This window comes from Streptomyces sp. NPDC034670, from assembly GCF_055574875.1.
Map to the genome: position 1 here is coordinate 43,718 of NZ_JBVITR010000040.1, position 23,355 is coordinate 67,072.

Annotated in this window: 36 protein-coding genes; 35 read left to right on the plus strand and 1 reads right to left on the minus strand. The window is 69.0% G+C overall.

Translation table 11 applies throughout. The annotated features are described in order from the left end of the window. Nucleotides 1–710 precede the first annotated feature (710 nt). The 31 genes from rpsJ (at nucleotide 711) to truA (ending at nucleotide 18,148) form a co-directional block, all read left to right on the plus strand. A complete protein-coding gene (gene rpsJ, locus ACZ56B_RS23820) occupies nucleotides 711–1,019 on the plus strand; it encodes a 30S ribosomal protein S10 (protein ID WP_003948644.1) in 309 nt (102 codons plus the stop codon). Nucleotides 1,020–1,037: 18 nt separating this feature from the next. Next, on the plus strand, nucleotides 1,038–1,682 hold the full coding sequence (gene rplC / locus ACZ56B_RS23825; protein ID WP_004984533.1) for a 50S ribosomal protein L3: 645 nt from the start codon (nucleotides 1,038–1,040) through the stop codon (nucleotides 1,680–1,682). Between the two features lie 8 nt (nucleotides 1,683–1,690). Next, complete coding sequence (gene rplD / locus ACZ56B_RS23830; protein WP_468794086.1) at nucleotides 1,691–2,350, plus strand: 50S ribosomal protein L4; 660 nt, start codon at nucleotides 1,691–1,693, stop codon at nucleotides 2,348–2,350. Continuing rightward, a complete protein-coding gene (gene rplW / locus ACZ56B_RS23835) occupies nucleotides 2,350–2,769 on the plus strand; it encodes a 50S ribosomal protein L23 (protein ID WP_468794089.1) in 420 nt (139 codons plus the stop codon). Before rplD ends, rplW begins: the two co-directional genes overlap by 1 nt. Nucleotides 2,770–2,807: 38 nt before the next feature. Then, the gene (gene rplB, locus ACZ56B_RS23840) at nucleotides 2,808–3,644 is read left to right on the plus strand and encodes a 50S ribosomal protein L2 (protein ID WP_468794092.1); all 837 of its coding nucleotides are present in this window, start codon (nucleotides 2,808–2,810) and stop codon (nucleotides 3,642–3,644) included. A 12-nt stretch (nucleotides 3,645–3,656) separates the two neighbouring features. Further along, the gene (gene rpsS, locus ACZ56B_RS23845; RefSeq protein WP_004984529.1) at nucleotides 3,657–3,938 is read left to right on the plus strand and encodes a 30S ribosomal protein S19; all 282 of its coding nucleotides are present in this window, start codon (nucleotides 3,657–3,659) and stop codon (nucleotides 3,936–3,938) included. A gap of 45 nt (nucleotides 3,939–3,983) precedes the next feature. Next, nucleotides 3,984–4,331: a 50S ribosomal protein L22 gene (gene rplV / locus ACZ56B_RS23850; protein ID WP_029380974.1), complete on the plus strand. Its 348-nt coding sequence runs from the start codon at nucleotides 3,984–3,986 to the stop codon at nucleotides 4,329–4,331. Beyond that, on the plus strand, nucleotides 4,331–5,155 hold the full coding sequence (gene rpsC, locus ACZ56B_RS23855; protein WP_468794095.1) for a 30S ribosomal protein S3: 825 nt from the start codon (nucleotides 4,331–4,333) through the stop codon (nucleotides 5,153–5,155). The genes rplV and rpsC overlap by 1 nt, the downstream gene beginning before the upstream one ends. Before the next feature lie 5 nt (nucleotides 5,156–5,160). Beyond that, a complete protein-coding gene (rplP, locus tag ACZ56B_RS23860) occupies nucleotides 5,161–5,580 on the plus strand; it encodes a 50S ribosomal protein L16 (RefSeq protein ID WP_125504725.1) in 420 nt (139 codons plus the stop codon). Then, on the plus strand, nucleotides 5,580–5,804 hold the full coding sequence (gene rpmC, locus ACZ56B_RS23865) for a 50S ribosomal protein L29 (protein WP_004984525.1): 225 nt from the start codon (nucleotides 5,580–5,582) through the stop codon (nucleotides 5,802–5,804). The genes rplP and rpmC overlap by 1 nt, the downstream gene beginning before the upstream one ends. Continuing rightward, a complete protein-coding gene (gene rpsQ, locus ACZ56B_RS23870; RefSeq protein WP_004984524.1) occupies nucleotides 5,804–6,088 on the plus strand; it encodes a 30S ribosomal protein S17 in 285 nt (94 codons plus the stop codon). The genes rpmC and rpsQ overlap by 1 nt, the downstream gene beginning before the upstream one ends. A gap of 115 nt (nucleotides 6,089–6,203) precedes the next feature. Further along, a complete protein-coding gene (rplN, locus tag ACZ56B_RS23875) occupies nucleotides 6,204–6,572 on the plus strand; it encodes a 50S ribosomal protein L14 (RefSeq protein WP_003998823.1) in 369 nt (122 codons plus the stop codon). 2 nt (nucleotides 6,573–6,574) lie between these two features. Beyond that, nucleotides 6,575–6,898, plus strand: a complete 324-nt coding sequence (gene rplX, locus ACZ56B_RS23880; protein ID WP_004984523.1) for a 50S ribosomal protein L24 — start codon at nucleotides 6,575–6,577, stop codon at nucleotides 6,896–6,898. Continuing rightward, on the plus strand, nucleotides 6,898–7,455 hold the full coding sequence (rplE, locus tag ACZ56B_RS23885; RefSeq protein WP_004984522.1) for a 50S ribosomal protein L5: 558 nt from the start codon (nucleotides 6,898–6,900) through the stop codon (nucleotides 7,453–7,455). Before rplX ends, rplE begins: the two co-directional genes overlap by 1 nt. A gap of 5 nt (nucleotides 7,456–7,460) precedes the next feature. Then, the gene (locus tag ACZ56B_RS23890) at nucleotides 7,461–7,646 is read left to right on the plus strand and encodes a type Z 30S ribosomal protein S14 (RefSeq protein ID WP_003948630.1); all 186 of its coding nucleotides are present in this window, start codon (nucleotides 7,461–7,463) and stop codon (nucleotides 7,644–7,646) included. Between the two features lie 237 nt (nucleotides 7,647–7,883). After that, nucleotides 7,884–8,282, plus strand: coding sequence for a 30S ribosomal protein S8 (gene rpsH, locus ACZ56B_RS23895; protein ID WP_004984520.1), 399 nt, complete (start codon nucleotides 7,884–7,886; stop codon nucleotides 8,280–8,282). A 24-nt stretch (nucleotides 8,283–8,306) separates the two neighbouring features. Continuing rightward, on the plus strand, nucleotides 8,307–8,846 hold the full coding sequence (rplF, locus tag ACZ56B_RS23900) for a 50S ribosomal protein L6 (RefSeq protein WP_389086145.1): 540 nt from the start codon (nucleotides 8,307–8,309) through the stop codon (nucleotides 8,844–8,846). 3 nt (nucleotides 8,847–8,849) lie between these two features. Further along, complete coding sequence (rplR, locus tag ACZ56B_RS23905; protein WP_004984518.1) at nucleotides 8,850–9,233, plus strand: 50S ribosomal protein L18; 384 nt, start codon at nucleotides 8,850–8,852, stop codon at nucleotides 9,231–9,233. Nucleotides 9,234–9,274: 41 nt separating this feature from the next. Continuing rightward, the gene (rpsE, locus tag ACZ56B_RS23910; protein WP_030860989.1) at nucleotides 9,275–9,880 is read left to right on the plus strand and encodes a 30S ribosomal protein S5; all 606 of its coding nucleotides are present in this window, start codon (nucleotides 9,275–9,277) and stop codon (nucleotides 9,878–9,880) included. Nucleotides 9,881–9,882: 2 nt separating this feature from the next. Then, nucleotides 9,883–10,065: a 50S ribosomal protein L30 gene (gene rpmD / locus ACZ56B_RS23915; RefSeq protein WP_003974250.1), complete on the plus strand. Its 183-nt coding sequence runs from the start codon at nucleotides 9,883–9,885 to the stop codon at nucleotides 10,063–10,065. A 2-nt stretch (nucleotides 10,066–10,067) separates the two neighbouring features. After that, complete coding sequence (rplO, locus tag ACZ56B_RS23920; RefSeq protein ID WP_468794104.1) at nucleotides 10,068–10,523, plus strand: 50S ribosomal protein L15; 456 nt, start codon at nucleotides 10,068–10,070, stop codon at nucleotides 10,521–10,523. A gap of 241 nt (nucleotides 10,524–10,764) precedes the next feature. Further along, nucleotides 10,765–12,078 (plus strand): preprotein translocase subunit SecY, encoded by a 1,314-nt coding sequence (gene secY / locus ACZ56B_RS23925; RefSeq protein ID WP_468794107.1) that lies wholly within the window; start codon nucleotides 10,765–10,767, stop codon nucleotides 12,076–12,078. Beyond that, nucleotides 12,078–12,731, plus strand: a complete 654-nt coding sequence (locus tag ACZ56B_RS23930; protein WP_468794110.1) for an adenylate kinase — start codon at nucleotides 12,078–12,080, stop codon at nucleotides 12,729–12,731. Before secY ends, ACZ56B_RS23930 begins: the two co-directional genes overlap by 1 nt. Nucleotides 12,732–12,853: 122 nt before the next feature. Further along, a complete protein-coding gene (gene map / locus ACZ56B_RS23935; protein ID WP_468794113.1) occupies nucleotides 12,854–13,690 on the plus strand; it encodes a type I methionyl aminopeptidase in 837 nt (278 codons plus the stop codon). Between the two features lie 231 nt (nucleotides 13,691–13,921). Beyond that, nucleotides 13,922–14,143 carry a translation initiation factor IF-1 gene (gene infA / locus ACZ56B_RS23940; RefSeq protein ID WP_003948620.1) on the plus strand — a complete coding sequence of 74 codons (222 nt, stop codon included), beginning with the start codon at nucleotides 13,922–13,924 and terminating at the stop codon, nucleotides 14,141–14,143. Nucleotides 14,144–14,203: 60 nt separating this feature from the next. Then, nucleotides 14,204–14,317, plus strand: a complete 114-nt coding sequence (gene rpmJ, locus ACZ56B_RS23945) for a 50S ribosomal protein L36 (protein ID WP_003998809.1) — start codon at nucleotides 14,204–14,206, stop codon at nucleotides 14,315–14,317. A 192-nt stretch (nucleotides 14,318–14,509) separates the two neighbouring features. Then, a complete protein-coding gene (gene rpsM, locus ACZ56B_RS23950) occupies nucleotides 14,510–14,890 on the plus strand; it encodes a 30S ribosomal protein S13 (protein ID WP_019526959.1) in 381 nt (126 codons plus the stop codon). Between the two features lie 65 nt (nucleotides 14,891–14,955). After that, nucleotides 14,956–15,360, plus strand: a complete 405-nt coding sequence (gene rpsK, locus ACZ56B_RS23955) for a 30S ribosomal protein S11 (RefSeq protein ID WP_003956432.1) — start codon at nucleotides 14,956–14,958, stop codon at nucleotides 15,358–15,360. A gap of 154 nt (nucleotides 15,361–15,514) precedes the next feature. Further along, nucleotides 15,515–16,537, plus strand: coding sequence for a DNA-directed RNA polymerase subunit alpha (locus ACZ56B_RS23960; RefSeq protein ID WP_003966937.1), 1,023 nt, complete (start codon nucleotides 15,515–15,517; stop codon nucleotides 16,535–16,537). 151 nt (nucleotides 16,538–16,688) lie between these two features. Continuing rightward, entirely contained in the window at nucleotides 16,689–17,216 is a 528-nt protein-coding gene (rplQ, locus tag ACZ56B_RS23965) for a 50S ribosomal protein L17 (protein ID WP_468794117.1), read from the plus strand. 74 nt (nucleotides 17,217–17,290) lie between these two features. Then, nucleotides 17,291–18,148 carry a tRNA pseudouridine(38-40) synthase TruA gene (truA, locus tag ACZ56B_RS23970; RefSeq protein ID WP_468794120.1) on the plus strand — a complete coding sequence of 286 codons (858 nt, stop codon included), beginning with the start codon at nucleotides 17,291–17,293 and terminating at the stop codon, nucleotides 18,146–18,148. Between the two features lie 53 nt (nucleotides 18,149–18,201). Here the strand turns inward: truA and ACZ56B_RS23975 are convergent, their stop codons facing one another. Beyond that, nucleotides 18,202–19,080, minus strand: coding sequence for a hypothetical protein (locus ACZ56B_RS23975; protein ID WP_468794123.1), 879 nt, complete (start codon nucleotides 19,078–19,080; stop codon nucleotides 18,202–18,204). Nucleotides 19,081–19,154: 74 nt separating this feature from the next. Here ACZ56B_RS23975 and ACZ56B_RS23980 point away from each other — a divergent pair, with 74 nt between their 5' ends. The 4 genes from ACZ56B_RS23980 to glmM all read left to right on the plus strand — a co-directional run bounded on the left by ACZ56B_RS23980 (nucleotide 19,155) and on the right by glmM (nucleotide 23,240). Further along, nucleotides 19,155–20,351, plus strand: a complete 1,197-nt coding sequence (locus ACZ56B_RS23980) for a glycosyltransferase 87 family protein (protein ID WP_468794126.1) — start codon at nucleotides 19,155–19,157, stop codon at nucleotides 20,349–20,351. Nucleotides 20,352–20,593: 242 nt separating this feature from the next. Further along, nucleotides 20,594–21,037, plus strand: coding sequence for a 50S ribosomal protein L13 (rplM, locus tag ACZ56B_RS23985; protein WP_202275777.1), 444 nt, complete (start codon nucleotides 20,594–20,596; stop codon nucleotides 21,035–21,037). Nucleotides 21,038–21,079: 42 nt separating this feature from the next. Beyond that, entirely contained in the window at nucleotides 21,080–21,592 is a 513-nt protein-coding gene (gene rpsI / locus ACZ56B_RS23990) for a 30S ribosomal protein S9 (RefSeq protein ID WP_003998795.1), read from the plus strand. Between the two features lie 289 nt (nucleotides 21,593–21,881). Continuing rightward, nucleotides 21,882–23,240, plus strand: coding sequence for a phosphoglucosamine mutase (glmM, locus tag ACZ56B_RS23995; protein WP_468794131.1), 1,359 nt, complete (start codon nucleotides 21,882–21,884; stop codon nucleotides 23,238–23,240). The last annotated feature ends 115 nt before the right edge of the window (nucleotides 23,241–23,355 follow it).

Below are 23,355 nucleotides of genomic sequence, written 5' to 3' on the forward strand. Positions count from 1 at the left end.
GAGACGGTTGGTGCCGGGGCGGCGACAAAAAAAGCCGGCCCGCCCCCCCCCCCCCCCCCCCCCCCCCCCCCCCCCCCCCCCCCCCCCCCCCCCCCGTCCGCGGACCGGAGCGCCGGGTGCCCGGTGAGGGGGCGTACGGCCGGGTGCCCGGGACGCCCCGGCCCGCGGGCGATCGCCAACTTGCCTTCCAGAAAGCGGAGTTGGGGGAACGCGCAGGAACGGAACGGGGAGAGGGGAGCCGCGGCGGGGGAGGGCGGAGCCCGCCGTGAGGACGATCCGCCCGCTCCCGGCCGGCGATTCGGGAGCGGCCGCGTTTGATCCCCGTCACTCCCGGGGTAATCTTTTCCGCTCGATTGGCCAGGCCCCTGCCCGCTGTGGCAGACTGTCGGAGTTGCTCGGTCGAGTGTTGATGCTGCGCGCCTCCCGCCGGGAGGACCGGAAGCGAGTCCCACAGTACTCGTCGCCCCTGATCAGGGGCGGACGTACGGGAATCTTCCGGGAAGCGTGGGCGCGGCGCCGGCCAGGCGCCCGGTGGGCCTTTCGTCCCCGGTCCGCGGTTCTGGTAGGGCCGTGTCCAATCCCGCAGGGGTGTTCGAACAAGGGACATTCATGTCAGCGGGACCGCGACACGCCCGACCGCGTGGGTCGGAGAACGGGGGGAGCCGCTCCGGGTTCCAGAGCGTGAAGAGAGACAGGACTACGAAGTAGCCATGGCGGGACAGAAGATCCGCATCCGGCTCAAGGCCTACGACCACGAGGTCATCGACTCCTCGGCGAAGAAGATCGTCGAGACGGTGACCCGCACTGGTGCGTCGGTCGCGGGCCCGGTGCCGCTGCCCACTGAGAAGAACGTGTACTGCGTCATCAAGTCGCCGCACAAGTACAAGGACTCGCGCGAGCACTTCGAGATGCGCACGCACAAGCGCCTGATCGACATCCTCGACCCGACCCCCAAGACCGTTGACTCTCTGATGCGACTCGACCTCCCGGCCGGTGTCGACATCGAGATCAAGCTCTGAGGCCGGTGATCTGAAGAGATGGCTAAGCAGATCAAGGGCATCCTGGGCGAGAAGCTCGGTATGACGCAGGTGTGGGACGAGAACAACCGTGTCGTCCCGGTCACCGTCGTCAAGGCCGGGCCGAACGTCGTCACCCAGGTCCGCACGAACGACGTCGACGGCTACGAGTCCGTCCAGATCGCCTTCGGCGAGATCGACCCGCGCAAGGTGAACAAGCCCCTCAAGGGCCACTTCGCCAAGGCCGACGTCACCCCCCGTCGTCACCTCGTCGAGATCCGCACGTCGGACGCCTCCGAGTACACGCTCGGCCAGGAAGTCACCGCCGAGGTGTTCGAGGCCGGCGTGAAGGTCGACGTGACCGGCAAGAGCAAGGGCAAGGGCTTCGCCGGCGTCATGAAGCGCCACAACTTCGGTGGCCTCGGCGCCGGGCACGGTACCCAGCGCAAGCACCGCTCTCCCGGCTCCATCGGTGGCTGCGCCACCCCGGGCCGTGTGTTCAAGGGCCTGCGCATGGCGGGTCGCATGGGCAACGAGCGGGTCACCACCCAGAACCTGACCGTCCACGCCGTTGACGCGGAGAAGGGCCTGCTGCTCATCAAGGGCGCGGTTCCCGGTCCGAACGGCGGCCTCGTCCTGGTCCGCACCGCGGCCAAGGGGGCCTGAGGTAACCGATGAGCACTGTTGACATCCTTTCGCCGGCGGGCGACAAGGCCGGTACCGTCGAGCTCCCCGCGGAGATCTTCGGCGTTGAGAAGGTCAGCGTCCCGCTGATCCACCAGGTCGTCGTCGCGCAGCTGGCCGCTGCCCGCCAGGGCACCCACAAGACCAAGACCCGCGGTGAGGTCCGTGGCGGCGGCAAGAAGCCGTACCGCCAGAAGGGCACCGGTCGCGCCCGCCAGGGTTCGACCCGCGCGCCGCAGTTCGCCGGCGGTGGCGTCGTCCACGGTCCCGTGCCGCGCGACTACTCCCAGCGCACCCCGAAGAAGATGAAGGCTGCCGCTCTGCGTCACGCCCTCACCGACCGGGCGCGCCACAACCGCATCCACGTCGTCACCGGCGTGGTCGAGGGCGAGACCCCCTCCACGAAGGCCGCCAAGAGCCTGTTCGGCAAGATCAGCGAGCGCAAGAACCTGCTCCTGGTCGTCGACCGCTCCGACGAGGCCGCGTGGCTGTCCGCCCGCAACCTGCCCCAGGTCCACATCCTGGAGCCGGGCCAGCTGAACACGTACGACGTTCTCGTCTCGGACGACGTGGTCTTCACCAAGGCCGCTTTCGAGTCCTTCGTCGCCGGCCCGAACAAGGCCAACGACAACGAAGGGAGCGAGGCCTGATGGCTGCCCGTCACCCCTCCATCGCCTCCAAGGCGGCCAAGAAGGCGAAGGAAGCGCGCGTAGCCAAGGCGCGCCGCCACGCCACCGAGGGCAAGAACACCGTCGTCACCCCGGCGAGCAAGGCGTACACGGACCCCCGTGACGTGCTGCTCAAGCCGGTCGTGTCCGAGAAGAGCTACGCGCTCATCGACGAGAACAAGTACACGTTCCTCGTCGACCCGCGTGCCAACAAGACCCAGATCAAGGAGGCCGTCCAGGCGGTCTTCGAGGTCAAGGTCACCGGGGTCAACACGATCAACCGCATCGGCAAGCGCAAGCGGACCCGCACCGGCTTCGGCCAGCGCGCGGCCACCAAGCGCGCGATCGTGACCCTCGCCGAGGGCGACCGTATCGACATCTTCGGCGGTCCGACCGCGTAAGCGGTCAGGATCGTTCGATATCGGACGAGGACTGAGAAATGGGTATCCGCAAGTACAAGCCGACGACTCCGGGCCGTCGTGGCTCCAGCGTCGCCGACTTCGTCGAGGTCACGCGGTCCACGCCGGAGAAGTCGCTGGTCCGTCCCCTGCACAGCAAGGGCGGCCGTAACAATTCCGGTCGTGTGACCGTCCGCCACCAGGGCGGTGGCCACAAGCGCGCCTACCGCGTGATCGACTTCCGTCGTCACGACAAGGACGGCGTGCCGGCGAAGGTCGCGCACATCGAGTACGACCCCAACCGCACCGCGCGCATCGCGCTCCTGCACTACGCGGACGGCGAGAAGCGCTACATCCTCGCGCCGCGCGACCTGAAGCAGGGCGACCGCGTCGAGAACGGCCCCGGGGCCGACATCAAGCCGGGCAACAACCTCGCCCTGCGCAACATCCCGGTCGGTACGACGCTGCACGCCATCGAGCTGCGTCCCGGCGGCGGCGCCAAGTTCGCCCGCTCCGCCGGCGCCTCGGTGCAGCTGCTCGCGAAGGAGGGCACCATGGCCCACCTGCGCATGCCGTCCGGTGAGATCCGCCTGGTCGACCAGCGCTGCCGCGCCACGATCGGCGAGGTCGGCAACGCCGAGCAGAGCAACATCAGCTGGGGCAAGGCGGGCCGCAAGCGGTGGCTGGGCGTTCGCCCGTCCGTCCGCGGTGTGGTCATGAACCCGGTGGACCACCCGCACGGTGGTGGTGAGGGCCGCACCTCCGGTGGCCGCCACCCGGTGTCCCCGTGGGGCAAGAAGGAAGGCCGTACTCGTTCGCCCAAGAAGGCGTCGAACAAGTACATCGTCCGCCGCCGCAAGACGAACAAGAAGCGCTAAGGACGGGTTGAGATGCCTCGTAGCTTGAAGAAGGGACCCTTCGTCGACGACCACCTGATCAAGAAGGTGGACGCTCAGAACGAAGCCGGTACCAAGAACGTCATCAAGACCTGGTCCCGCCGCTCGATGATCGTCCCGGCCATGCTCGGCCACACGATCGCGGTGCACAACGGCAAGACCCACATCCCGGTGTTTGTCACCGAGTCGATGGTCGGCCACAAGCTCGGCGAGTTCTCGCCGACCCGCACCTTCCGGGGCCACGTCAAGGAAGACCGGAAGTCGAAGCGCCGCTAGTAGGCGGGGTGCAAACGACCAATGACAAACACTGAAGGGACAACCATGGAAGCCAGGGCCCAGGCGCGGTACATCCGCGTCACGCCCATGAAGGCCCGCCGTGTGGTGGACCTCATCCGTGGCCTGAACGCCACGGAGGCTCAGGCGGTCCTGCGTTTCGCCCCGCAGGCCGCGAGCGTGCCGGTCGGCAAGGTGCTGGACAGCGCCATCGCCAACGCCGCGCACAACTACGACCACACCGACGTCGACAGCCTCTACGTCTCCGAGGCCTACGTCGACGAGGGCCCGACCCTGAAGCGGTTCCGCCCGCGCGCCCAGGGCCGCGCCTACCGGATCCGCAAGCGGACCAGCCACATCACCGTGGTCGTCAGCAGCAAGGAAGGAACCCGGTAATGGGCCAGAAGGTAAACCCGCACGGGTTCCGGCTCGGTGTCACGACCGACTTCAAGTCGCGTTGGTACGCCGACAAGCTGTACAAGGACTACGTCAAGGAAGACGTCGCCATCCGCCGGATGCTGACGTCCGGCATGGAGCGCGCCGGCATCTCCAAGGTCGAGATCGAGCGCACCCGTGACCGTGTCCGCGTGGACATCCACACCGCGCGTCCGGGCATCGTCATCGGCCGCCGCGGCGCCGAGGCGGACAAGATCCGCGGTCAGCTGGAGAAGCTCACCGGCAAGCAGGTCCAGCTGAACATCCTCGAGGTCAAGAACCCCGAGACCGATGCCCAGCTCGTGGCCCAGGCCGTCGCCGAGCAGCTCTCCTCCCGCGTCTCCTTCCGCCGCGCCATGCGCAAGAGCATGCAGTCGGCGATGAAGGCGGGCGCCAAGGGCATCAAGATCCAGTGCGGTGGCCGCCTCGGCGGCGCCGAGATGTCCCGCTCGGAGTTCTACCGCGAGGGCCGCGTGCCCCTGCACACGCTCCGCGCGAACGTGGACTACGGCTTCTTCGAGGCCAGGACGACCTTCGGCCGCATCGGCGTGAAGGTCTGGATCTACAAGGGCGACGTCAAGAACATCGCCGAGGTCCGCGCCGAGAACGCCGCCGCCCGTGCGGGCAACCGCCCGGCCCGCGGTGGCGCCGACCGCCCGGCCCGTGGTGGCCGCGGTGGCGAGCGGCGCGGTCGCAAGCCGCAGCAGCAGGCTCCGGCAGCCGAGGCCCCCAAGGCCGAGGCGCCCGCCGCCGCTCCGGCTGAGAGCACCGGAACGGAGGCCTGACCACCATGCTGATCCCCCGTAGGGTCAAGCACCGCAAGCAGCACCACCCCAAGCGCACCGGCATGTCGAAGGGTGGCACGCAGGTTGCGTTCGGCGAGTACGGCATCCAGGCGCTGACCCCGGCGTACGTGACGAACCGCCAGATCGAGGCGGCTCGTATCGCCATGACCCGCCACATCAAGCGTGGCGGCAAGGTCTGGATCAACATCTACCCGGACCGCCCGCTGACGAAGAAGCCGGCCGAGACCCGCATGGGTTCCGGTAAGGGTTCCCCGGAGTGGTGGGTGGCCAACGTCAAGCCCGGACGCGTGATGTTCGAGCTGTCGTACCCCAACGAGAAGATCGCGCGCGAGGCCCTGACCCGTGCGGCCCACAAGCTGCCGATGAAGTGCAAGATCGTCAAGCGCGAGGCAGGTGAAGCGTGATGTCGGCCGGTACCAAGGCGTCCGAGCTGCGCGAGCTGGGCAACGAGGAGCTTCTGACGAAGCTCCGCGAGGCCAAGGAAGAGCTGTTCAACCTCCGCTTCCAGGCGGCGACCGGTCAGCTCGAGAACCACGGCCGTCTGAAGGCGGTCCGCAAGGACATCGCGCGGATCTACACCCTGATGCGCGAGCGTGAGCTGGGCATCGAAACGGTGGAGAACGCCTGATGAGCGAGAACAACGTGACTGAGAACACCGAAGCGCGCGGCTTCCGCAAGACCCGTGAGGGCCTTGTCGTCAGCGACAAGATGGACAAGACCGTCGTCGTCGCCGTCGAGGACCGCGTCAAGCACGCTCTGTACGGCAAGGTCATCCGCCGTACGAACAAGCTCAAGGCCCACGACGAGCAGAACGCCGCGGGCGTCGGCGACCGCGTCCTCCTGATGGAGACCCGGCCGCTGTCCGCGACGAAGCGCTGGCGCGTCGTCGAGATCCTCGAGAAGGCCAAGTAATTCTCCTGCGGGGCAGACCCCGCAGGGTAGTTCCGCCAGGCTCCGACGGGGCCACCGCGCTCGGTGAGAGCGCGTCAGCCCCGTCGGGGAACCGGCAGACGATCAGGAGATAGACGTGATCCAGCAGGAGTCGCGACTGCGCGTCGCCGACAACACGGGAGCGAAGGAGATCCTTTGCATCCGTGTGCTCGGCGGCTCCGGTCGCCGCTACGCGGGCATCGGTGACGTCATCGTCGCCACCGTCAAGGACGCGATCCCCGGTGGCAACGTGAAGAAGGGTGACGTCGTCAAGGCGGTCATCGTTCGCACCGTCAAGGAGCGCCGCCGTCCGGACGGCTCGTACATCCGCTTCGACGAGAACGCCGCCGTCATCCTCAAGAACGACGGCGACCCTCGTGGCACCCGTATCTTCGGCCCCGTGGGCCGTGAGCTGCGCGAGAAGAAGTTCATGAAGATCATCTCCCTCGCGCCGGAGGTGCTGTGAGCATGAAGATCAAGAAGGGCGACCTGGTCCAGGTCATCACCGGCAAGGACAAGGGCAAGCAGGGCAAGGTCATTGCCGCTTACCCGCGCGAGGAGCGCGTCCTGGTCGAGGGTGTCAACCGGGTCAAGAAGCACACCAAGGCCGGTCCGACCGCTCGCGGTTCGCAGGCCGGCGGGATCGTGACCACCGAGGCCCCGATCCACGTCAGCAACGTCCAGCTGGTCGTGGAGAAGGACGGCAAGAAGGTCGTGACCCGCGTCGGCTACCGCTTCGACGACGAGGGCAACAAGATCCGCGTTGCCAAGCGGACGGGTGAGGACATCTGATGGCTACCACCACCACTCCGCGTCTCAAGACGAAGTACCGCGAGGAGATCGCGGGCAAGCTGCGTGAGGAGTTCTCGTACGAGAACGTCATGCAGGTTCCCGGCCTCGTCAAGATCGTGGTCAACATGGGTGTGGGCGACGCCGCCCGCGACTCCAAGCTGATCGAGGGCGCCATCCGCGACCTCACCACGATCACCGGTCAGAAGCCGGCCGTCACCAAGGCCCGCAAGTCCATCGCGCAGTTCAAGCTGCGCGAGGGGCAGCCGATCGGTGCCCACGTCACGCTCCGCGGCGACCGCATGTGGGAGTTCCTGGACCGCACCCTGTCGCTCGCGCTGCCGCGCATCCGCGACTTCCGCGGTCTGTCCCCCAAGCAGTTCGACGGCCGGGGCAACTACACCTTCGGTCTCACGGAGCAGGTCATGTTCCACGAGATCGACCAGGACAAGATCGACCGCGTCCGGGGTATGGACATCACCGTGGTCACCACGGCGACCAACGACGAAGAGGGCCGCGCCCTTCTCCGTCACCTCGGCTTCCCGTTCAAGGAGGCGTGAGCGAGATGGCGAAGAAGGCTCTCATCGCGAAGGCTGCTCGCAAGCCCAAGTTCGGTGTGCGTGGCTACACCCGCTGCCAGCGCTGCGGTCGTCCGCACTCCGTGTACCGCAAGTTCGGCCTCTGCCGCGTGTGCCTTCGTGAGATGGCTCACCGCGGCGAGCTGCCGGGCGTGACCAAGAGCTCCTGGTAGTCCCCTTCATCAGGGACGCACAGGACTCTCGGTAAGCAGCTGGGCCGGCAGGGCCCGGCCCCCCATGCCTTAGGCTTGTGGGGTTGGGCGCCTGCCGTGCCCGGACGCCCGCGGGCGGTGCCCGCTAATGTTTGCTTACTACGCCGCAGGTCCACCGCGCCGCACCCGTCCCGTCTCGGATCGGGGAGAGGGATGGCGCACCAGGAAACCCCGGCGAGAGAGGCCGAAGGCCAATTCATGACCATGACTGATCCGATCGCAGACATGCTCACGCGTCTGCGGAACGCGAACTCGGCGTACCACGACTCCGTGGCGATGCCGCACTCGAAGATCAAGTCGCACATCGCGGAGATCCTCCAGCAGGAGGGCTTCATCACGGGCTGGAAGGTCGAGGACGCCGAGGTCGGCAAGAACCTCGTCCTGGAGCTGAAGTTCGGCCCCAACCGTGAGCGCTCCATCGCGGGCATCAAGCGGATCTCCAAGCCCGGTCTCCGGGTGTACGCGAAGTCCACCAACCTGCCGAAGGTGCTGGGCGGCCTCGGCGTGGCGATCATCTCCACGTCGCACGGGCTCCTCACCGACAAGCAGGCCGGCAAGAAGGGCGTGGGTGGGGAAGTCCTCGCCTACGTCTGGTAGCGGAAGGGAACGGAGGAAACAGCTATGTCGCGCATCGGCAAGCTCCCCATCGCGGTTCCCGCCGGCGTGGACGTCACCATCGACGGCCGTACGGTCTCGGTCAAGGGCCCCAAGGGCACGCTGACCCACACCGTCGTGGCGCCGATCGAGATCGCCAAGGGTGAGGACGGCGTGCTGAACGTCACCCGCCCCAACGACGAGCGTCAGAACAAGGCCCTGCACGGCCTGTCCCGCACGCTGGTGGCGAACATGATCACCGGCGTGACCCAGGGTTACGTGAAGAAGCTCGAGATCAGCGGTGTCGGTTACCGCGTCCAGGCCAAGGGCTCCAACCTGGAGTTCTCCCTGGGCTACAGCCACCCGATCACGGTCGAGGCCCCCGAGGGCATCACCTTCAAGGTGGAGACCCCGACCCGTTTCTCGGTCGAGGGCATCGACAAGCAGAAGGTCGGCGAGGTTGCGGCCAACATCCGCAAGCTGCGCAAGCCCGACCCGTACAAGGCCAAGGGCGTCAAGTACGAGGGCGAAGTCATCCGCCGCAAGGTCGGAAAGGCGGGTAAGTAAGCCATGGCATACGGGCAGAAGATCCTCAAGGGCGACGCCTACAAGCGTGCCGCTATCAAGCGTCGCCACATCCGGATCCGCAAGAAGGTCGCCGGCACCGCCGAGCGTCCTCGCCTGGTCGTGACTCGTTCCAACCGCCACATCGTGGCGCAGGTGATCGACGACCTGAAGGGTCACACCCTGGCGTCGGCGTCCACCCTGGACGCGTCGATCCGCGGTGGCGAGGGCGACAAGTCCGCGCAGGCCAAGCAGGTCGGCGCCCTGGTCGCCGAGCGCGCCAAGGCCGCCGGTGTCGAGGCCGTCGTGTTCGACCGTGGTGGCAACCAGTACGCCGGGCGCATCGCCGCCCTGGCGGACGCCGCCCGCGAAGCCGGCCTGAAGTTCTGAGCCGGTTCCGTAGCTAGCGGAAACAGAGAGAGGTAATTCCAATGGCTGGACCCCAGCGCCGCGGTGGCGGTGCCGGTGGCGGCGAGCGGCGGGACCGGAAGGGCCGTGACGGCGGCGCAGCTGCCGCCGAGAAGACCGCATACGTTGAGCGCGTCGTCGCGATCAACCGCGTCGCCAAGGTTGTGAAGGGTGGTCGTCGCTTCAGCTTCACCGCGCTGGTCGTGGTGGGCGACGGTGACGGCACCGTGGGTGTCGGGTACGGCAAGGCCAAGGAGGTGCCGGCCGCCATCGCCAAGGGTGTGGAGGAGGCCAAGAAGCACTTCTTCAAGGTCCCCCGGATCCAGGGCACCATCCCGCACCCGATCCAGGGTGAGAAGGCTGCCGGCGTCGTGCTGCTCAAGCCCGCGTCGCCCGGTACCGGTGTGATCGCCGGTGGTCCGGTGCGTGCCGTGCTCGAGTGCGCCGGCATCCACGACGTGCTGTCGAAGTCGCTCGGCTCCGACAACGCCATCAACATCGTGCACGCGACCGTGGCGGCCCTGAAGGGCCTGCAGCGTCCCGAGGAGATCGCGGCCCGCCGCGGTCTGCCGCTCGAGGACGTCGCCCCCGCGGCTCTTCTCCGTGCGCGTGCCGGGGCGGGTGTGTGATCATGGCGCAGCTCAAGATCACGCAGGTCAAGTCCTACATCGGCAGCAAGCAGAACCACCGTGACACCCTGCGCTCCCTTGGTCTCAAGGGCATCAACACGCAGGTCGTCAAGGAGGACCGCCCCGAGTTCCGCGGCATGGTGCACACCGTCCGCCACCTCGTGACGGTCGAGGAGGTCGACTGATCATGGCGGAGCAGAACCCGCTCAAGATCCACAACCTCCGTCCCGCCCCGGGCGCCAAGACCGCCAAGACCCGTGTCGGTCGTGGTGAGGCGTCGAAGGGTAAGACGGCCGGTCGTGGTACGAAGGGCACCAAGGCCCGCTACCAGGTTCCGGAGAGCTTCGAGGGCGGCCAGATGCCGCTGCACATGCGCCTCCCGAAGCTGAAGGGCTTCAAGAACCCGTTCAAGACCGAGTACCAGGTCGTGAACCTGGACAAGCTCGCCTCCCTCTACCCCGAGGGCGGGGAGGTCACGGTCGAGGACCTGGTCGCCAAGGGTGCCGTGCGCAAGAACAGCCTCGTCAAGGTCCTCGGCCAGGGCGAGATCTCCGTGGCGCTGCAGGTGACGGTCGACGCCGTCTCCGGCTCCGCCAAGGAGAAGATCACCGCCGCCGGCGGTACCGTCACCGAGCTCGTCTGAACCACTCGGACGTCTTGATGACTTGAGCGATCCCGACCGGGGGTGCCCCACAAATGGGGCATCCCCGGTTGGTCGTTCCTAGGGCGGCACTCTCGCCGGTAAGGTGACCTGCGCTGCCCATTTCTCCCGGGAGCCCCGTGCGGGCACTCGGGGCGGCAGTTGACCGTTACGTATTCGTCCTTTATTCGGAATCTCAGACCGTCACCCTTGACGCACTGGCGCGGGGGTCGCAGGAGGCACCGTGCTCACCGCGTTCGCCCGGGCGTTCAAGACGCCCGACCTGCGCAAGAAGCTGCTCTTCACGCTCGGCATCATCGTCGTGTACCGGATCGGTACGAACATCCCGATCCCGGGCGTCGACTACCGGAACGTCCAGGCGTGCATCGACAACGCCGAGGCGAACCAGGGCCTGTTCGGTCTCGTCAACATGTTCAGCGGCGGCGCACTGCTCCAGATCACGATCTTCGCACTGGGCATCATGCCGTACATCACGGCGAGCATCATCCTGCAGCTGCTGACCGTGGTGATCCCGCGCCTGGAGGCCCTGAAGAAGGAGGGCCAGGCCGGCACGGCGAAGATCACGCAGTACACCCGTTACCTGACGGTCGCGCTCGCCATCCTCCAGGGCACCGGTCTGGTGGCCACCGCCCGCAGCGGCGCCCTCTTCCAGGGCTGCCCGGTCGCCAGCCAGATCGTCCCGGACCAGTCGATCTTCGTGACCGTCACCATGGTCATCACCATGACCGCGGGCACGGCCGTCGTGATGTGGCTCGGCGAGCTCATCACCGACCGCGGCATCGGCAACGGCATGTCGATCCTGATGTTCATCTCGATCGCCGCGACCTTCCCCTCCGCCCTGTGGGCCATCAAGGAGCAGGGCAACCTGGCGGACGGCTGGATCGAGTTCGGCACCGTCATGCTCGTCGGGTTCGTCATGGTCGCCCTGGTCGTCTTCGTCGAGCAGGCCCAGCGCCGGATCCCGGTGCAGTACGCCAAGCGCATGATCGGCCGCCGCTCCTACGGCGGCACGTCCACCTACATCCCGCTCAAGGTGAACCAGGCGGGCGTGATCCCCGTCATCTTCGCCTCGTCGCTGCTCTACATCCCCGCCCTGATCGTCCAGTTCTCCAACTCCAACGCGGGCTGGGCGACCTGGATCACGAAGAACCTGGCGGACACGGCGGCCACGCCGCACATCATCCTGTACTTCCTGCTGATCGTCTTCTTCGCGTTCTTCTACGTGGCCATCACGTTCAACCCCGAAGAAGTCGCGGACAACATGAAGAAGTATGGTGGCTTCATCCCGGGCATCCGGGCTGGCCGACCGACCGCTGAGTATCTGAGCTACGTACTCAACCGGATCACCTGGCCGGGCTCGCTGTATCTGGGTCTGATCTCTCTCGTGCCGACAATGGCGTTGGCTGGTTTCGGGGCGAACCAGAACTTCCCGTTCGGCGGGACCAGCATCCTGATCATCGTGGGTGTCGGTCTCGAGACCGTGAAGCAGATCGAGAGCCAGCTCCAGCAGCGCAATTACGAAGGGTTCCTCCGCTGATGCGAATCGTCCTCGTCGGGCCGCCGGGTGCTGGGAAAGGTACGCAGGCCACCCGCCTTGCCGAGAAGCTACGCATCCCGCACATCTCCACGGGTGATCTGTTCCGCGCCAACATCAGCCGGCAGACCGAACTCGGGAAGCTCGCGAAGTCCTACATGGACGCGGGCAACCTGGTGCCGGACGAGGTGACCATCGCCATGGCCAAGGACCGCATGGAGCAGTCCGACGCCGAGGGCGGTTTCCTGCTGGACGGCTTCCCGCGGAACGTCTCCCAGGCCCAGGCGCTGGACGAGCTGCTCGAGACCGAGGGCATCGAGCTGGACGCGGTCCTCGACCTGGAGGCCCCCGAGGACGAGGTGGTCAAGCGGATCGCCGGACGGCGCATCTGCCGCAAAGACTCCAGCCACGTCTTCCACCTGACCTACAGCCCGCCGGCCGAAGAGGGCGTCTGCGACGTCTGCGGCGGCGAGCTGTACCAGCGCGACGACGACTCCGAGGAGACCGTCCGCAAGCGCCTGGAGGTCTACCACACGCAGACCGAGCCGATCATCGACTACTACAAGGCCCAGGGCCTCGTGGTGACGATCGGGGCGACGGGGCCGGTGGACGAGGTCACCGGGCGCGCGCTGGAGGCGCTCAAGCGCGACAAGTAGCACGTCCGTCCGGCCGCGGTTCCCTGCGGGGGCCGCGGCCGTCGTGTGCGCCGGGGCGGGAGCCCGCCCCCGTATCGTTGATGGTGTCCGTTCCTTCCCGGTCCAGAAAGGCCGTCGTCCCCATGGTGCAGATCAAGACCCCCGAGCAGATCGCCAAGATGCGTGAGGCGGGACTGGTCGTCGCCGCCATCCACGCGGCCACCCGGGAGGCCGCCGTGCCCGGGGCCACGACGAAGGACCTGGACCAGGTCGCCCGCAAGGTGCTCGCGGAGCACGACGCCAAGCCGAACTTCCTCGGCTACGGCGGTTTCCCCGCGACGATCTGCACCTCCGTGAACGAGGTGGTCGTCCACGGCATCCCCTCCGACGACGTGGTCCTCAAGGACGGGGACGTCATCTCCGTCGACTGCGGCGCGATCGTCGACGGCTGGCACGGCGACGCCGCCTACACCGCCTTCGTGGGCTCCGGCCACTCGCCGGAGCTGATCGAGCTGTCCCGGGTGACCGAGGAGTCGATGTGGGCCGGCATCGCGGCCATGAGGCAGGGCAACCGGCTCGTCGACGTCTCCCGCGCCATCGAGACGTACATCCGCCGCCAGCCGAAGCCGGGCGGCGGCCGGTACGGGATCATCGAGGACTACGGCGGCCACGGCATCGGCACCGAGATGCACATGGACCCGCACCTGCTGAACTACGTCGACCGCCGCCGCGGCAAGGGTCCCAAGCTGGTCCCGGGCTTCTGCCTCGCCATCGAGCCGATGGTCTCCCTGGGCACCGCGAAGACCCGGGTGCTCGAGGACGACTGGACGGTCATCACCACCGACGGTACCTGGTCCTCCCACTGGGAGCACTCCGTCGCCCTCACCGAGCAGGGCCCCCTGGTCCTGACCGCCCCCGACGGCGGCCGGGCGAAGCTGGCGGAGTACGGCATCACGGCCGCCCCCGACCCGCTCGCCTGATGACGGCCCGCCGCGACCGCCGACCGGGGGGCGGCGCCGGGGCGGGAATCCGTCCGGTTAAGGTCCTCGTCCGCTGGGCAGACTTCTGCGATTCGTGTTTCCGGGTGCGCTGACGTAGACTGACTCGTCGGCTCTTGTGCACCCGCATGTCCGCATGCACGTCGGAACCCGCAACACTCCACAACGGTGCACGCCAGAGTCGATCAAGGTAGTCGATTCGAAGGGCGAAGCGTGGCCAAGAAGCAAGGTGCCATCGAGATCGAGGGCACTGTCGTCGAGTCTCTGCCGAACGCCATGTTCAAGGTCGAGCTCCAGAACGGCCACCAGGTCCTGGCACACATCAGCGGCAAGATGCGCATGCACTACATCCGCATCCTCCCTGACGACCGGGTCGTGGTGGAGCTCTCTCCGTACGACCTGACGCGTGGCCGGATCGTTTACCGCTACAAGTAGATCTTGCCCGCGCCCCGGTCCGCCGGGGTGATGGCACTGACCCGGAGAACCTCACATCCCATGAAGGTCAAGCCGAGCGTCAAGAAGATCTGCGACAAGTGCAGGGTGATCCGCCGTCACGGCCGGGTCATGGTCATCTGCGAGAACCCGCGCCACAAGCAGCGCCAGGGCTGACCGCAGCACGACCGCCCCTCTGCGACTTCCGCAGAACTTCGCGCGACGCGAGCAACACACGTTCATACGCAGGGCCCGAGCCGCACGGCTCGACACCCCCGGCTCGGAGGCCGGGGACCCGGTCCGTACCTGGTACGGCGGGCGGGGATCCGGCCCTGTGGAAGACCTCCGACAATCAACTGGAGCCATTGAATGGCACGCGTTTCCGGTGTTGACATCCCGCGCGACAAGCGCGTGGAGATCGCCCTCACCTATGTGTTCGGCATCGGCCGGACCCTTTCGCAGCAGACGCTGGCCGCCACCGGCGTCGACCCGAACACCCGCGTCCGCGACCTGACCGAGGAGCAGCTGGTCGCGATCCGCGAGTACGTCGACAACAACATCAAGACCGAGGGTGACCTCCGTCGCGAGATCCAGGCCGACATCCGCCGCAAGGTCGAGATCGGCACCTACCAGGGTCTGCGCCACCGTCGCGGTCTGCCCGTCCGCGGTCAGCGCACCAGCACCAACGCGCGTACCCGCAAGGGCCCGCGTCGCGCCATCGCCGGCAAGAAGAAGCCGGGCAAGAAGTAGTCCGCAGCGGACCTCAGTCCACGGTCTTCGCTGTAGGACCGACCACCTCCCGTAGGAGTTAAGAGATGCCCCCCAAGGGACGTCAGGGCGCTGCCAAGAAGGTGCGCCGCAAGGAAAAGAAGAACGTCGCTCACGGCCACGCCCACATCAAGAGCACGTTCAACAACACGATCGTCTCGATCACGGACCCGTCCGGCAACGTGATCTCCTGGGCCTCCGCCGGCCACGTCGGCTTCAAGGGCTCCAGGAAGTCCACGCCGTTCGCCGCGCAGATGGCCGCCGAGTCGGCCGCCCGCCGCGCCCAGGAGCACGGCATGCGCAAGGTCGACGTGTTCGTCAAGGGCCCGGGCTCCGGTCGTGAGACCGCGATCCGCTCCCTGCAGGCCACGGGCCTCGAGGTCGGCTCCATCCAGGACGTCACCCCGACCCCCCACAACGGCTGCCGTCCGCCGAAGCGCCGTCGCGTCTGACGCACGCGCGTCCCGCGGACGCGGGTCCCCGGGCGGTACGTTCCCCTACGGGGCGTACCGCCCGTACCCTTGCAGTACCCGTACCCGTCACCGGGCGCGGTTCCCGTCGGGCGTCATATAGCGGGCGCCCACGACTGAAGGATCTGATCCACACATGCTGATCGCTCAGCGTCCCTCGTTGACCGAAGAGGTCGTCGACGAATTCCGCTCCCGGTTCGTGATCGAGCCGCTGGAGCCGGGCTTCGGCTACACCCTCGGCAACTCCCTCCGCCGCACCCTCCTGTCGTCGATCCCCGGTGCCGCCGTCACCAGCATCCGCATCGACGGCGTCCTGCACGAGTTCACCACCGTGCCGGGCGTCAAGGAGGACGTCACCGACCTGATCCTCAACATCAAGCAGCTGGTCGTCTCCTCGGAGCACGACGAGCCGGTCGTGATGTACCTGCGCAAGCAGGGTCCGGGTCTGGTCACCGCCGCCGACATCGCGCCCCCGGCCGGTGTCGAGGTGCACAACCCCGACCTCGTCCTCGCCACGCTCAACGGCAAGGGCAAGCTGGAGATGGAGCTGACCGTGGAGCGCGGTCGCGGCTACGTCTCCGCCGTGCAGAACAAGCAGGTGGGCCAGGAGATCGGCCGGATCCCGGTCGACTCGATCTACTCGCCGGTCCTCAAGGTCACCTACAAGGTCGAGGCGACCCGTGTCGAGCAGCGCACCGACTTCGACAAGCTGATCGTCGACGTCGAGACCAAGCAGGCCATGCGTCCGCGCGACGCCATGGCGTCGGCCGGCAAGACGCTGGTCGAGCTGTTCGGTCTGGCCCGCGAGCTCAACATCGACGCCGAGGGCATCGACATGGGCCCGTCCCCGACGGACGCCGCCCTCGCCGCCGACCTGGCGCTGCCGATCGAGGAGCTGGAGCTCACCGTCCGGTCGTACAACTGCCTCAAGCGCGAGGGCATCCACTCCGTGGGTGAGCTCGTCGCCCGCTCCGAGGCCGACCTCCTCGACATCCGCAACTTCGGCGCGAAGTCGATCGACGAGGTCAAGGCGAAGCTGGCGGGGATGGGCCTCGCGCTCAAAGACAGCCCGCCCGGATTCGACCCGACGGCTGCCGCGGACGCCTTCGGCGCCGACGACGACGCGGACGCCGGCTTCGTCGAGACCGAGCAGTACTGAGCCGCACTGAGCAGCCCGGGACCGGACGGTCCCGGCCGGCCGCGCACTTCCCCGCGCCCCCTGGGGCGCGGGGTCTCCGACGGGCGACCGCCCGCTCGGATACTGACCCCGGTACCTGATACGGCCGGGGCAGACACACAGGAGAAGAACCATGCCGAAGCCCACCAAGGGTGCCCGTATGGGCGGCAGCGCCGCGCACGAGAAGCTGATGCTCGCGAACCTCGCGAAGTCGCTCTTCGAGCACGGCCGCATCACCACCACCGAGGCGAAGGCGCGCAAGCTGCGCCCGTACGCCGAGCGTCTGATCACCAAGGCGAAGAAGGGCGACCTTCACAACCGCCGTCAGGTGCTCCAGGTCATCACGGACAAGGGCATCGTCCACACGCTCTTCACCGAGATCGGCCCGCGGTACGAGAACCGCCCGGGTGGCTACACCCGCATCACCAAGATCGGTAACCGCCGTGGCGACAACGCGCCCATGGCCGTCATCGAGCTGGTCGAGGCGCTGACGGTGCAGCAGAAGGCGGTCGGCGAGGCCGAGGCCGCGACCAAGCGCGCGGTCAAGGAGGACGCCCTCAAGAAGGACGAGGCCGCCGAGGCCCCGGCCGAGGACACCAAGGCCGACCTGTCCAAGGACGAGGCCGCCGAGGCCCCGGCCGAGGACGCCAAGGACGCCTGAGGCACTGCTTCGCGTCGAGCGGGTCCGCCCTTTGCGGGGCGGGCCCGCTTCCGCGTTCCTGAGAGGATCCGTACGTGAGTGACGAAGTACAGCCCGGATTCGTACGCGTCCGCCTCGACCTGTCCTACGACGGCACCGGCTTCCACGGCTGGGCCAAGCAGGCCGGGGGCAGGCGGACCGTGCAGGGGGAGATCGAGGACGCGCTGCGGACCGTGACGCGGTCCGGGACGACGACGTACGAGCTGACCGTGGCCGGCCGTACCGACGCCGGGGTGCACGCGCGGGGCCAGGTGGCCCACGTGGACCTGCCCGCCGGGGTGTGGGCGGAGCACGGGGGGAAGCTGCTGAAGCGGCTCGCCGGACGGCTGCCGAGGGACGTGCGGGTGTGGGCCCTGCGGGAGGCCCCGGCCGGTTTCGACGCCCGTTTCTCGGCGATCTGGCGGCGTTACGCCTACCGCGTCACCGACAACCCCGGCGGGGTCGACCCGCTGCTGCGCGGCCACGTGCTGTGGCACGACTGGCCGCTCGACGTCGACGCGATGAACGAGGCCGCGCGGGGACTGCTGGGGGAGCACGACTTCGCCGCGTACTGCAAGCGCCGGGAGGGCGCGACGACGATCCGCACGCTCCAGGAGCTGAGCCTGGCGCGCGGCGAGGACGGGATCGTCACGGCGACCGTGCGGGCCGACGCCTTCTGCCACAACATGGTGCGCTCGCTGATCGGCGCGCTGCTGTTCGTCGGCGACGGCCACCGGCCGCCCGACTGGCCGGCGAAGGTGCTGGCGGCGGGGGTGCGGGACTCGGCCGTGCACGTGGTGCGCCCGCACGGGCTGACGCTGGAGGAGGTCGGCTACCCGGCGGACGGGCTGCTGGCGGCCCGCAGCAGGGAGGCCCGCAACAAGCGGACGCTGCCGGCGGCCCGCTGCTGCTGAACCGCGGGGCCGACCGGGCGGCCGGCCCCGCCGCGCCGTCCGTTCGCCGCGCGTTACCCGATCGCCGCCGCCGAGGCCTGGGCCTCGCCCCTGCGGCGGATCTGACGGAACGTGAACTCCTGGAGGTCGTCGCCCGTGGCGAAGACGGCCGTGTCCTTCGTCGTCACGTCCTTGCCGTCGGTGAAGCCGGCCAGGGTGAAGTAGGCGTAGCGGCCGTAGGCGTTGGTGGTCGAGCGGCAGACCGCGCCGTCGCAGAACTCCTCGACGCCGCCGCCCGACAGGGACTTGACGATGCTCTTCTTGTCGGCCTGCTGCTTGGCCCTGGCCGCCTGGGCCTCGGTGTCGAAGACGGCCACGCCGACCGTCACCGCCATGCCGTCCTTGGTGTAGGTGACGCGGATCAGGCGGGTGCAGCCGTTGTCGTCCAGGACCTTGGGGAGCGTGGCCTTCGCCGCCGAGGCGCAGTCGCGGGTGTCGGCCGTGGGGCCCTTGCGGTACACCGTCTGGCCCATGGTGAGCTGCGTGCCGGGGAAGAGGACGTCCGGGCTCAGCGGCGCCTTGTCCTTCTGCGCGCTGGCGATGAACTCCTTGGGGTCCAGCGGGGGCGGCGCGCTCGTCGGGGCGAACGACGGCACCGTGGCCGTGGCGCTCGGGAGGTCGGCGGTCCCGGGCGGCTGGGAGGACGGGCCGCCCGCGGCCCGGCTGTCGCCGTTCGCCGAGACGACGGCCACCGCGACGGCCGTGCCTATCGCGACGGTGGCGAGTGCGCCGCCGCCTATGAGCAGCAGCCGGCGCCGCTTGTGGCGGGCCTCGGAGGCCTCGGCGAGCGCGGCCCAGTCGGGGGACTGGGCGGCGCCGCCGCTCCAGGACTGCTGGGAATTCGGTTTCCAGGGATCCCACTGCTGCTGAGGTCCCCCCTGCCCAAAACTCATGGGGCGCATCTTAGACGGGCCGCAGGGCGCGCTGGTCCGCCTCAACGCGCCCCGGAGGCCCTAGCGTTGCGGTCATGGCGACGGACAAAAGCGACATCTCCGGGTGGTTGGTGCGACCCGCGGGCAGGCACGCGTGGGCGGCGCTCGTGGCGCTGCTGGGGGCGCTGACGGCGCACGCGGTACGGGTGACCTCGGACGGAGGCATGGACAACGCGATCGTCGTGGACGCCGCGCGGACCTGGCTGGCCGGTGGTTCGCCGTATGACGATCCGCACTTCCTCTACTTTCCGAGCGCCGTCCTGGCCGCCGCCCCGCAGGCGCTGCTGCCGCGGCCCGTGCTCGACGTGCTGGTGCCGGTGGCGGTGACCACCGCCCTCGCGCTCGGCTGGGTCTGCGCCCTGCGGCTGCACCGGGTGCCGCTGCACAGCCGGCTCGCCGCCCTCGGCCTGCTGGGCCTCGCGGCCGGCTTCGCGCCGTTCGGGCAGCTGGTGCGGCTGGGCAACTGGACGGCGACGGCCGTGCTCGCCCTGCCGCTGTGCCTGCTGCTCGCGAGCCGCGGCCGGTGGGTCGCGGCGGGCGCGGTCGTCGGGGTGGCCGTGGCGCTGAAGCCGCTGCTCGCGCCGATGGCCCTGCTCTTCCTCTTCGCGCGCCGGTGGCGGGCGCTGGCCGTGCTGCTGCTGGTGCCGTCGGCGGCCTCGGTCGCGGCGGGGCTGCTGCTGCCCGACCCGACGGGCTTCTTCACCCGTACCCTGCCCTTCCTGCTGCACGGCGACGACGCCTTCGTGCGGCTCTACGAGGCGTCGCCGGCGGCGGTGCTGCCCCGGCTGGGCGTGCCCGGGGCGGCGGCCGGGGCGCTGGCGCTGCTCATGGCCGCGGCGGGGGTGGTGTGCGCGTACCGGCGCTGGCGCGGCCCCGGGCCGGTGCCGCTGCGGCTGGCGGAGACGTCCGCGGGGCTGATGCTCTCGGCGTTCCTCGTCTCGCGGCCCTCCTACCAGCACTACCTCCTGGTCGTCCTGCCGCTGCTGCTCGCCGGCCTGCCGTACGCCGGCGCGGTGGCCCGGCGGCCCTGGTTCTGGCTCGCCCTGGTGCCGCAGCTGCCGGGGGTGACGTGGCCGTGGCTGGAGTCGGGCAAGCGGCGGGCGTTCCGGGACGCGTTCACGCTGTGCGTGCTGGCGGTGACGGTCGGACGTCACTGCGTACGGGGGACGCGGGAGGCGGAGGGGTCGCCCGGGGCGCCCGTGAAGCGGGATGCGGCCGTAGAATCGGTGTAGCCCACCGCCGGACACCGGCGACGGTCTCGTTTTGACCCGTCCGGCCGAGCGTGGGTATCCTGCCTGTTCGTTATGTGTATTGGCTTGCTCATTCTCACGTGAGGGGCCCTTACACCGGTCCACCGGGCCGATGACCAGCGACCAGCACGCGGTTTGCGTCACCGTGGTGCGGTCAGGGCTGTCGTGATCGTCTTCGGTGACCTTGTCAGGACCATTCACTGAAGAAGCGAAGGCTACGAACCGTGCGTACGTACAGCCCCAAGCCCGGCGATGTGACGCGCCAGTGGCACGTCATCGACGCTCAGGACGTCGTCCTGGGTCGTCTGGCCTCCACTGCCGCCTCCATCCTGCGCGGCAAGCACAAGCCCATCTACGCCCCGCATGTCGACACCGGTGACTTCGTCATCATCATCAACGCCGACAAGGTGCACCTCTCCGGCAACAAGCGGACCCAGAAGCTGGCGTACCGCCACTCGGGCTACCCGGGCGGTCTGCGCTCCGTCCGGTACGACGAGCTGCTCGAGAAGAACCCCGAGAAGGCCATCGAGAAGGCCGTCAAGGGCATGCTCCCCAAGAACACCCTGGGCCGTCAGATGCTCTCGAAGCTGAAGGTCTACGCGGGCGACCAGCACCCGCACGCCGCTCAGCAGCCGGTGCCGTTCGAGATCACCCAGGTCGCGCAGTAAGTCCGGCCACCCCCTAAGACCGAAGAGAATCTGAGGAGAATCGTGGCCGAGACCACTGCCGAGCAGCCGCTCGAAGAGCTTGACATCGACAGCTACACCACCGAGTCCGAGGTCCCCGTCGAGGGCGAGTACACCTCGGAGTCCCTGGCCTCCCGCTTCGGCGAGCCGCAGCCGGCCGCCGGCCTGGGCCGCCGCAAGAACGCCATCGCCCGCGTCCGGATCGTCCCGGGCACCGGCAAGTGGAAGATCAACGGTCGCACCCTCGAGGACTACTTCCCGAACAAGGTGCACCAGCAGGAAGTCAACGAGCCCTTCAAGGTGCTCGAGCTCGAGGGCCGCTACGACGTCATCGCCCGCATCGCGGGTGGCGGTGTCTCCGGTCAGGCCGGTGCGCTCCGCCTCGGTGTCGCCCGTGCGCTGAACGAGGCGGACGTCGACAACAACCGCGGCCCGCTGAAGAAGGCCGGCTTCCTGCGCCGCGACGACCGCGCGGTCGAGCGGAAGAAGGCCGGTCTGAAGAAGGCCCGCAAGGCTCCGCAGTACAGCAAGCGCTAAACGCAGGGAGCGCGCGCGTACTCCGAACGCCCCGGCGGCACGCCACTGTGCCGTCGGGGCGTTCTTTTCTTCCGGGCCCTGGGCGTATAACGGCACAAGGCGCTCGAAGGCTAATCTGATCGGATGGTCGGGCATTCCCGCCCGGAGATGCGGAGCCGCTTTCGCATCGCGACCGTCGAACACAGCACATGTTTCGTCAGCGGTACCACCGTCGACCGCGCGGACGGGTCCCCTGCCTCGGCACGGCCTCGCCTCGGCTCTCGACACTGACGTTTCCTCAGGAGGACAAGTGGGACGACTCTTCGGCACGGACGGCGTGCGCGGTGTCGCCAACGCGGACCTGACGGCGGAGATGGCGCTCGGCCTGTCCGTCGCCGCCGCGCACGTACTGGCCGAGGCGGGCAGTTTCGAAGGGCACCGGCCCACCGCCGTGGTCGGGCGTGATCCGCGTGCGTCCGGGGAGTTCCTGGAGGCGGCCGTGGTCGCGGGCCTGGCGAGCGCGGGCGTGGACGTCCTGCGGGTCGGCGTCCTGCCGACGCCCGCGGTGGCGTACCTCACCGGCGCGCTCGGCGCCGACCTCGGCGTGATGCTCTCCGCCAGCCACAACGCCATGCCGGACAACGGCATCAAGTTCTTCGCCCGCGGCGGCCACAAGCTCGCCGACGAGCTGGAGGACCGCATCGAGTCCGTGTACGAGGAGCACCGCACCGGCGCCCCCTGGGACCGCCCGACCGGGGCCGGCGTCGGCCGGGTGCGGGACCACCGGGAGGGGCTCGACCAGTACGTCGCCCACCTCGTCGGCGTCCTCCCGAACCGCCTGGACGGCCTGCGGATCGTCCTCGACGAGGCGCACGGCGCCGCCGCCGAGGTGTCGCCGGAGGCGTTCGCGCGCGCCGGGGCCGAGGTCGTCACCATCGGCGCCGCACCCGACGGGCTCAACATCAACGACGGCTGCGGCTCGACCCACCTGGACCACCTGAAGGCCGCGGTCGTCGAGCACGGGGCCGACCTCGGCATCGCGCACGACGGCGACGCCGACCGGTGCCTGGCCGTGGACCACACCGGCGAGGAGGTCGACGGGGACCAGATCCTCGCCGTGCTCGCGCTGGCGATGCGGGAACGTTCCGCTCTGCGCTCCGACACCGTCGTCGCGACCGTGATGTCCAACCTGGGCTTCAAGCTCGCCATGGAGCGCGAGGGCATCCGGCTGGTGCAGACCGCGGTGGGCGACCGGTACGTGCTGGAGGAGATGAAGGACAAGGGCTACGCCCTCGGCGGCGAGCAGTCCGGCCACGTCATCGTCCTCGACCACGCCACGACGGGCGACGGCACGCTGACCGGCCTGCTGCTCGCGGCGCGGGTCGCCGAGACCGGGCGGCCGCTGCGGGAGCTGGCGTCGGTGATGGAGCGCCTCCCGCAGGTCCTCGTCAACGTCCCGGACGTCGACAAGTCCCGGGTGAGGACCTCCGCCGAGCTCGCGACGGCCGTCACCGAGGCCGAGCGGGAGCTGGGGGAGACCGGACGCGTGCTGCTGCGCCCCTCGGGCACGGAACCGCTGGTGCGGGTGATGGTGGAGGCCGCGGACATCGACCAGGCCCGCACGGTGGCGGGCCGGCTGGCGGACGCGGTGAAGTCGGCGCTGGGATAGGCGCCGGGGAGCCTCTCGCGGACCCGGGGGGGGGGGGGGGGGGGGGGGGGGGGGGGGGGGGGGGGGGGGGGGGGGGGGGGGGGGGGGGGGGGGGGGGGGGGGGGGGGGGGGGGGG

Excerpts from the sequence above, each read along its gene's own strand:
- rpsJ (WP_003948644.1), top strand. The coding sequence starts at position 711 with ATGGCGGGACAGAAGATCCGCATCCGGCTCAAGGCCTACGACCACGAG.
- rplC (WP_004984533.1), top strand. The coding sequence starts at position 1,038 with ATGGCTAAGCAGATCAAGGGCATCCTGGGCGAGAAGCTCGGTATGACG.
- rplD (WP_468794086.1), top strand. The coding sequence starts at position 1,691 with ATGAGCACTGTTGACATCCTTTCGCCGGCGGGCGACAAGGCCGGTACC.
- rplW (WP_468794089.1), top strand. The coding sequence starts at position 2,350 with ATGGCTGCCCGTCACCCCTCCATCGCCTCCAAGGCGGCCAAGAAGGCG.
- rplB (WP_468794092.1), top strand. The coding sequence starts at position 2,808 with ATGGGTATCCGCAAGTACAAGCCGACGACTCCGGGCCGTCGTGGCTCC.
- rpsS (WP_004984529.1), top strand. The coding sequence starts at position 3,657 with ATGCCTCGTAGCTTGAAGAAGGGACCCTTCGTCGACGACCACCTGATC.
- rplV (WP_029380974.1), top strand. The coding sequence starts at position 3,984 with ATGGAAGCCAGGGCCCAGGCGCGGTACATCCGCGTCACGCCCATGAAG.
- rpsC (WP_468794095.1), top strand. The coding sequence starts at position 4,331 with ATGGGCCAGAAGGTAAACCCGCACGGGTTCCGGCTCGGTGTCACGACC.
- rplP (WP_125504725.1), top strand. The coding sequence starts at position 5,161 with ATGCTGATCCCCCGTAGGGTCAAGCACCGCAAGCAGCACCACCCCAAG.
- rpmC (WP_004984525.1), top strand. The coding sequence starts at position 5,580 with ATGTCGGCCGGTACCAAGGCGTCCGAGCTGCGCGAGCTGGGCAACGAG.
- rpsQ (WP_004984524.1), top strand. The coding sequence starts at position 5,804 with ATGAGCGAGAACAACGTGACTGAGAACACCGAAGCGCGCGGCTTCCGC.
- rplX (WP_004984523.1), top strand. The coding sequence starts at position 6,575 with ATGAAGATCAAGAAGGGCGACCTGGTCCAGGTCATCACCGGCAAGGAC.
- rplE (WP_004984522.1), top strand. The coding sequence starts at position 6,898 with ATGGCTACCACCACCACTCCGCGTCTCAAGACGAAGTACCGCGAGGAG.
- ACZ56B_RS23890 (WP_003948630.1), top strand. The coding sequence starts at position 7,461 with ATGGCGAAGAAGGCTCTCATCGCGAAGGCTGCTCGCAAGCCCAAGTTC.
- rpsH (WP_004984520.1), top strand. The coding sequence starts at position 7,884 with ATGACCATGACTGATCCGATCGCAGACATGCTCACGCGTCTGCGGAAC.
- rplF (WP_389086145.1), top strand. The coding sequence starts at position 8,307 with ATGTCGCGCATCGGCAAGCTCCCCATCGCGGTTCCCGCCGGCGTGGAC.
- rplR (WP_004984518.1), top strand. The coding sequence starts at position 8,850 with ATGGCATACGGGCAGAAGATCCTCAAGGGCGACGCCTACAAGCGTGCC.
- rpsE (WP_030860989.1), top strand. The coding sequence starts at position 9,275 with ATGGCTGGACCCCAGCGCCGCGGTGGCGGTGCCGGTGGCGGCGAGCGG.
- rpmD (WP_003974250.1), top strand. The coding sequence starts at position 9,883 with ATGGCGCAGCTCAAGATCACGCAGGTCAAGTCCTACATCGGCAGCAAG.
- rplO (WP_468794104.1), top strand. The coding sequence starts at position 10,068 with ATGGCGGAGCAGAACCCGCTCAAGATCCACAACCTCCGTCCCGCCCCG.
- ACZ56B_RS23930 (WP_468794110.1), top strand. The coding sequence starts at position 12,078 with ATGCGAATCGTCCTCGTCGGGCCGCCGGGTGCTGGGAAAGGTACGCAG.
- map (WP_468794113.1), top strand. The coding sequence starts at position 12,854 with ATGGTGCAGATCAAGACCCCCGAGCAGATCGCCAAGATGCGTGAGGCG.
- rpmJ (WP_003998809.1), top strand. The coding sequence starts at position 14,204 with ATGAAGGTCAAGCCGAGCGTCAAGAAGATCTGCGACAAGTGCAGGGTG.
- rpsM (WP_019526959.1), top strand. The coding sequence starts at position 14,510 with ATGGCACGCGTTTCCGGTGTTGACATCCCGCGCGACAAGCGCGTGGAG.
- rpsK (WP_003956432.1), top strand. The coding sequence starts at position 14,956 with ATGCCCCCCAAGGGACGTCAGGGCGCTGCCAAGAAGGTGCGCCGCAAG.
- ACZ56B_RS23960 (WP_003966937.1), top strand. The coding sequence starts at position 15,515 with ATGCTGATCGCTCAGCGTCCCTCGTTGACCGAAGAGGTCGTCGACGAA.
- rplQ (WP_468794117.1), top strand. The coding sequence starts at position 16,689 with ATGCCGAAGCCCACCAAGGGTGCCCGTATGGGCGGCAGCGCCGCGCAC.
- ACZ56B_RS23975 (WP_468794123.1), bottom strand. The coding sequence starts at position 19,080 with ATGAGTTTTGGGCAGGGGGGACCTCAGCAGCAGTGGGATCCCTGGAAA.
- ACZ56B_RS23980 (WP_468794126.1), top strand. The coding sequence starts at position 19,155 with ATGGCGACGGACAAAAGCGACATCTCCGGGTGGTTGGTGCGACCCGCG.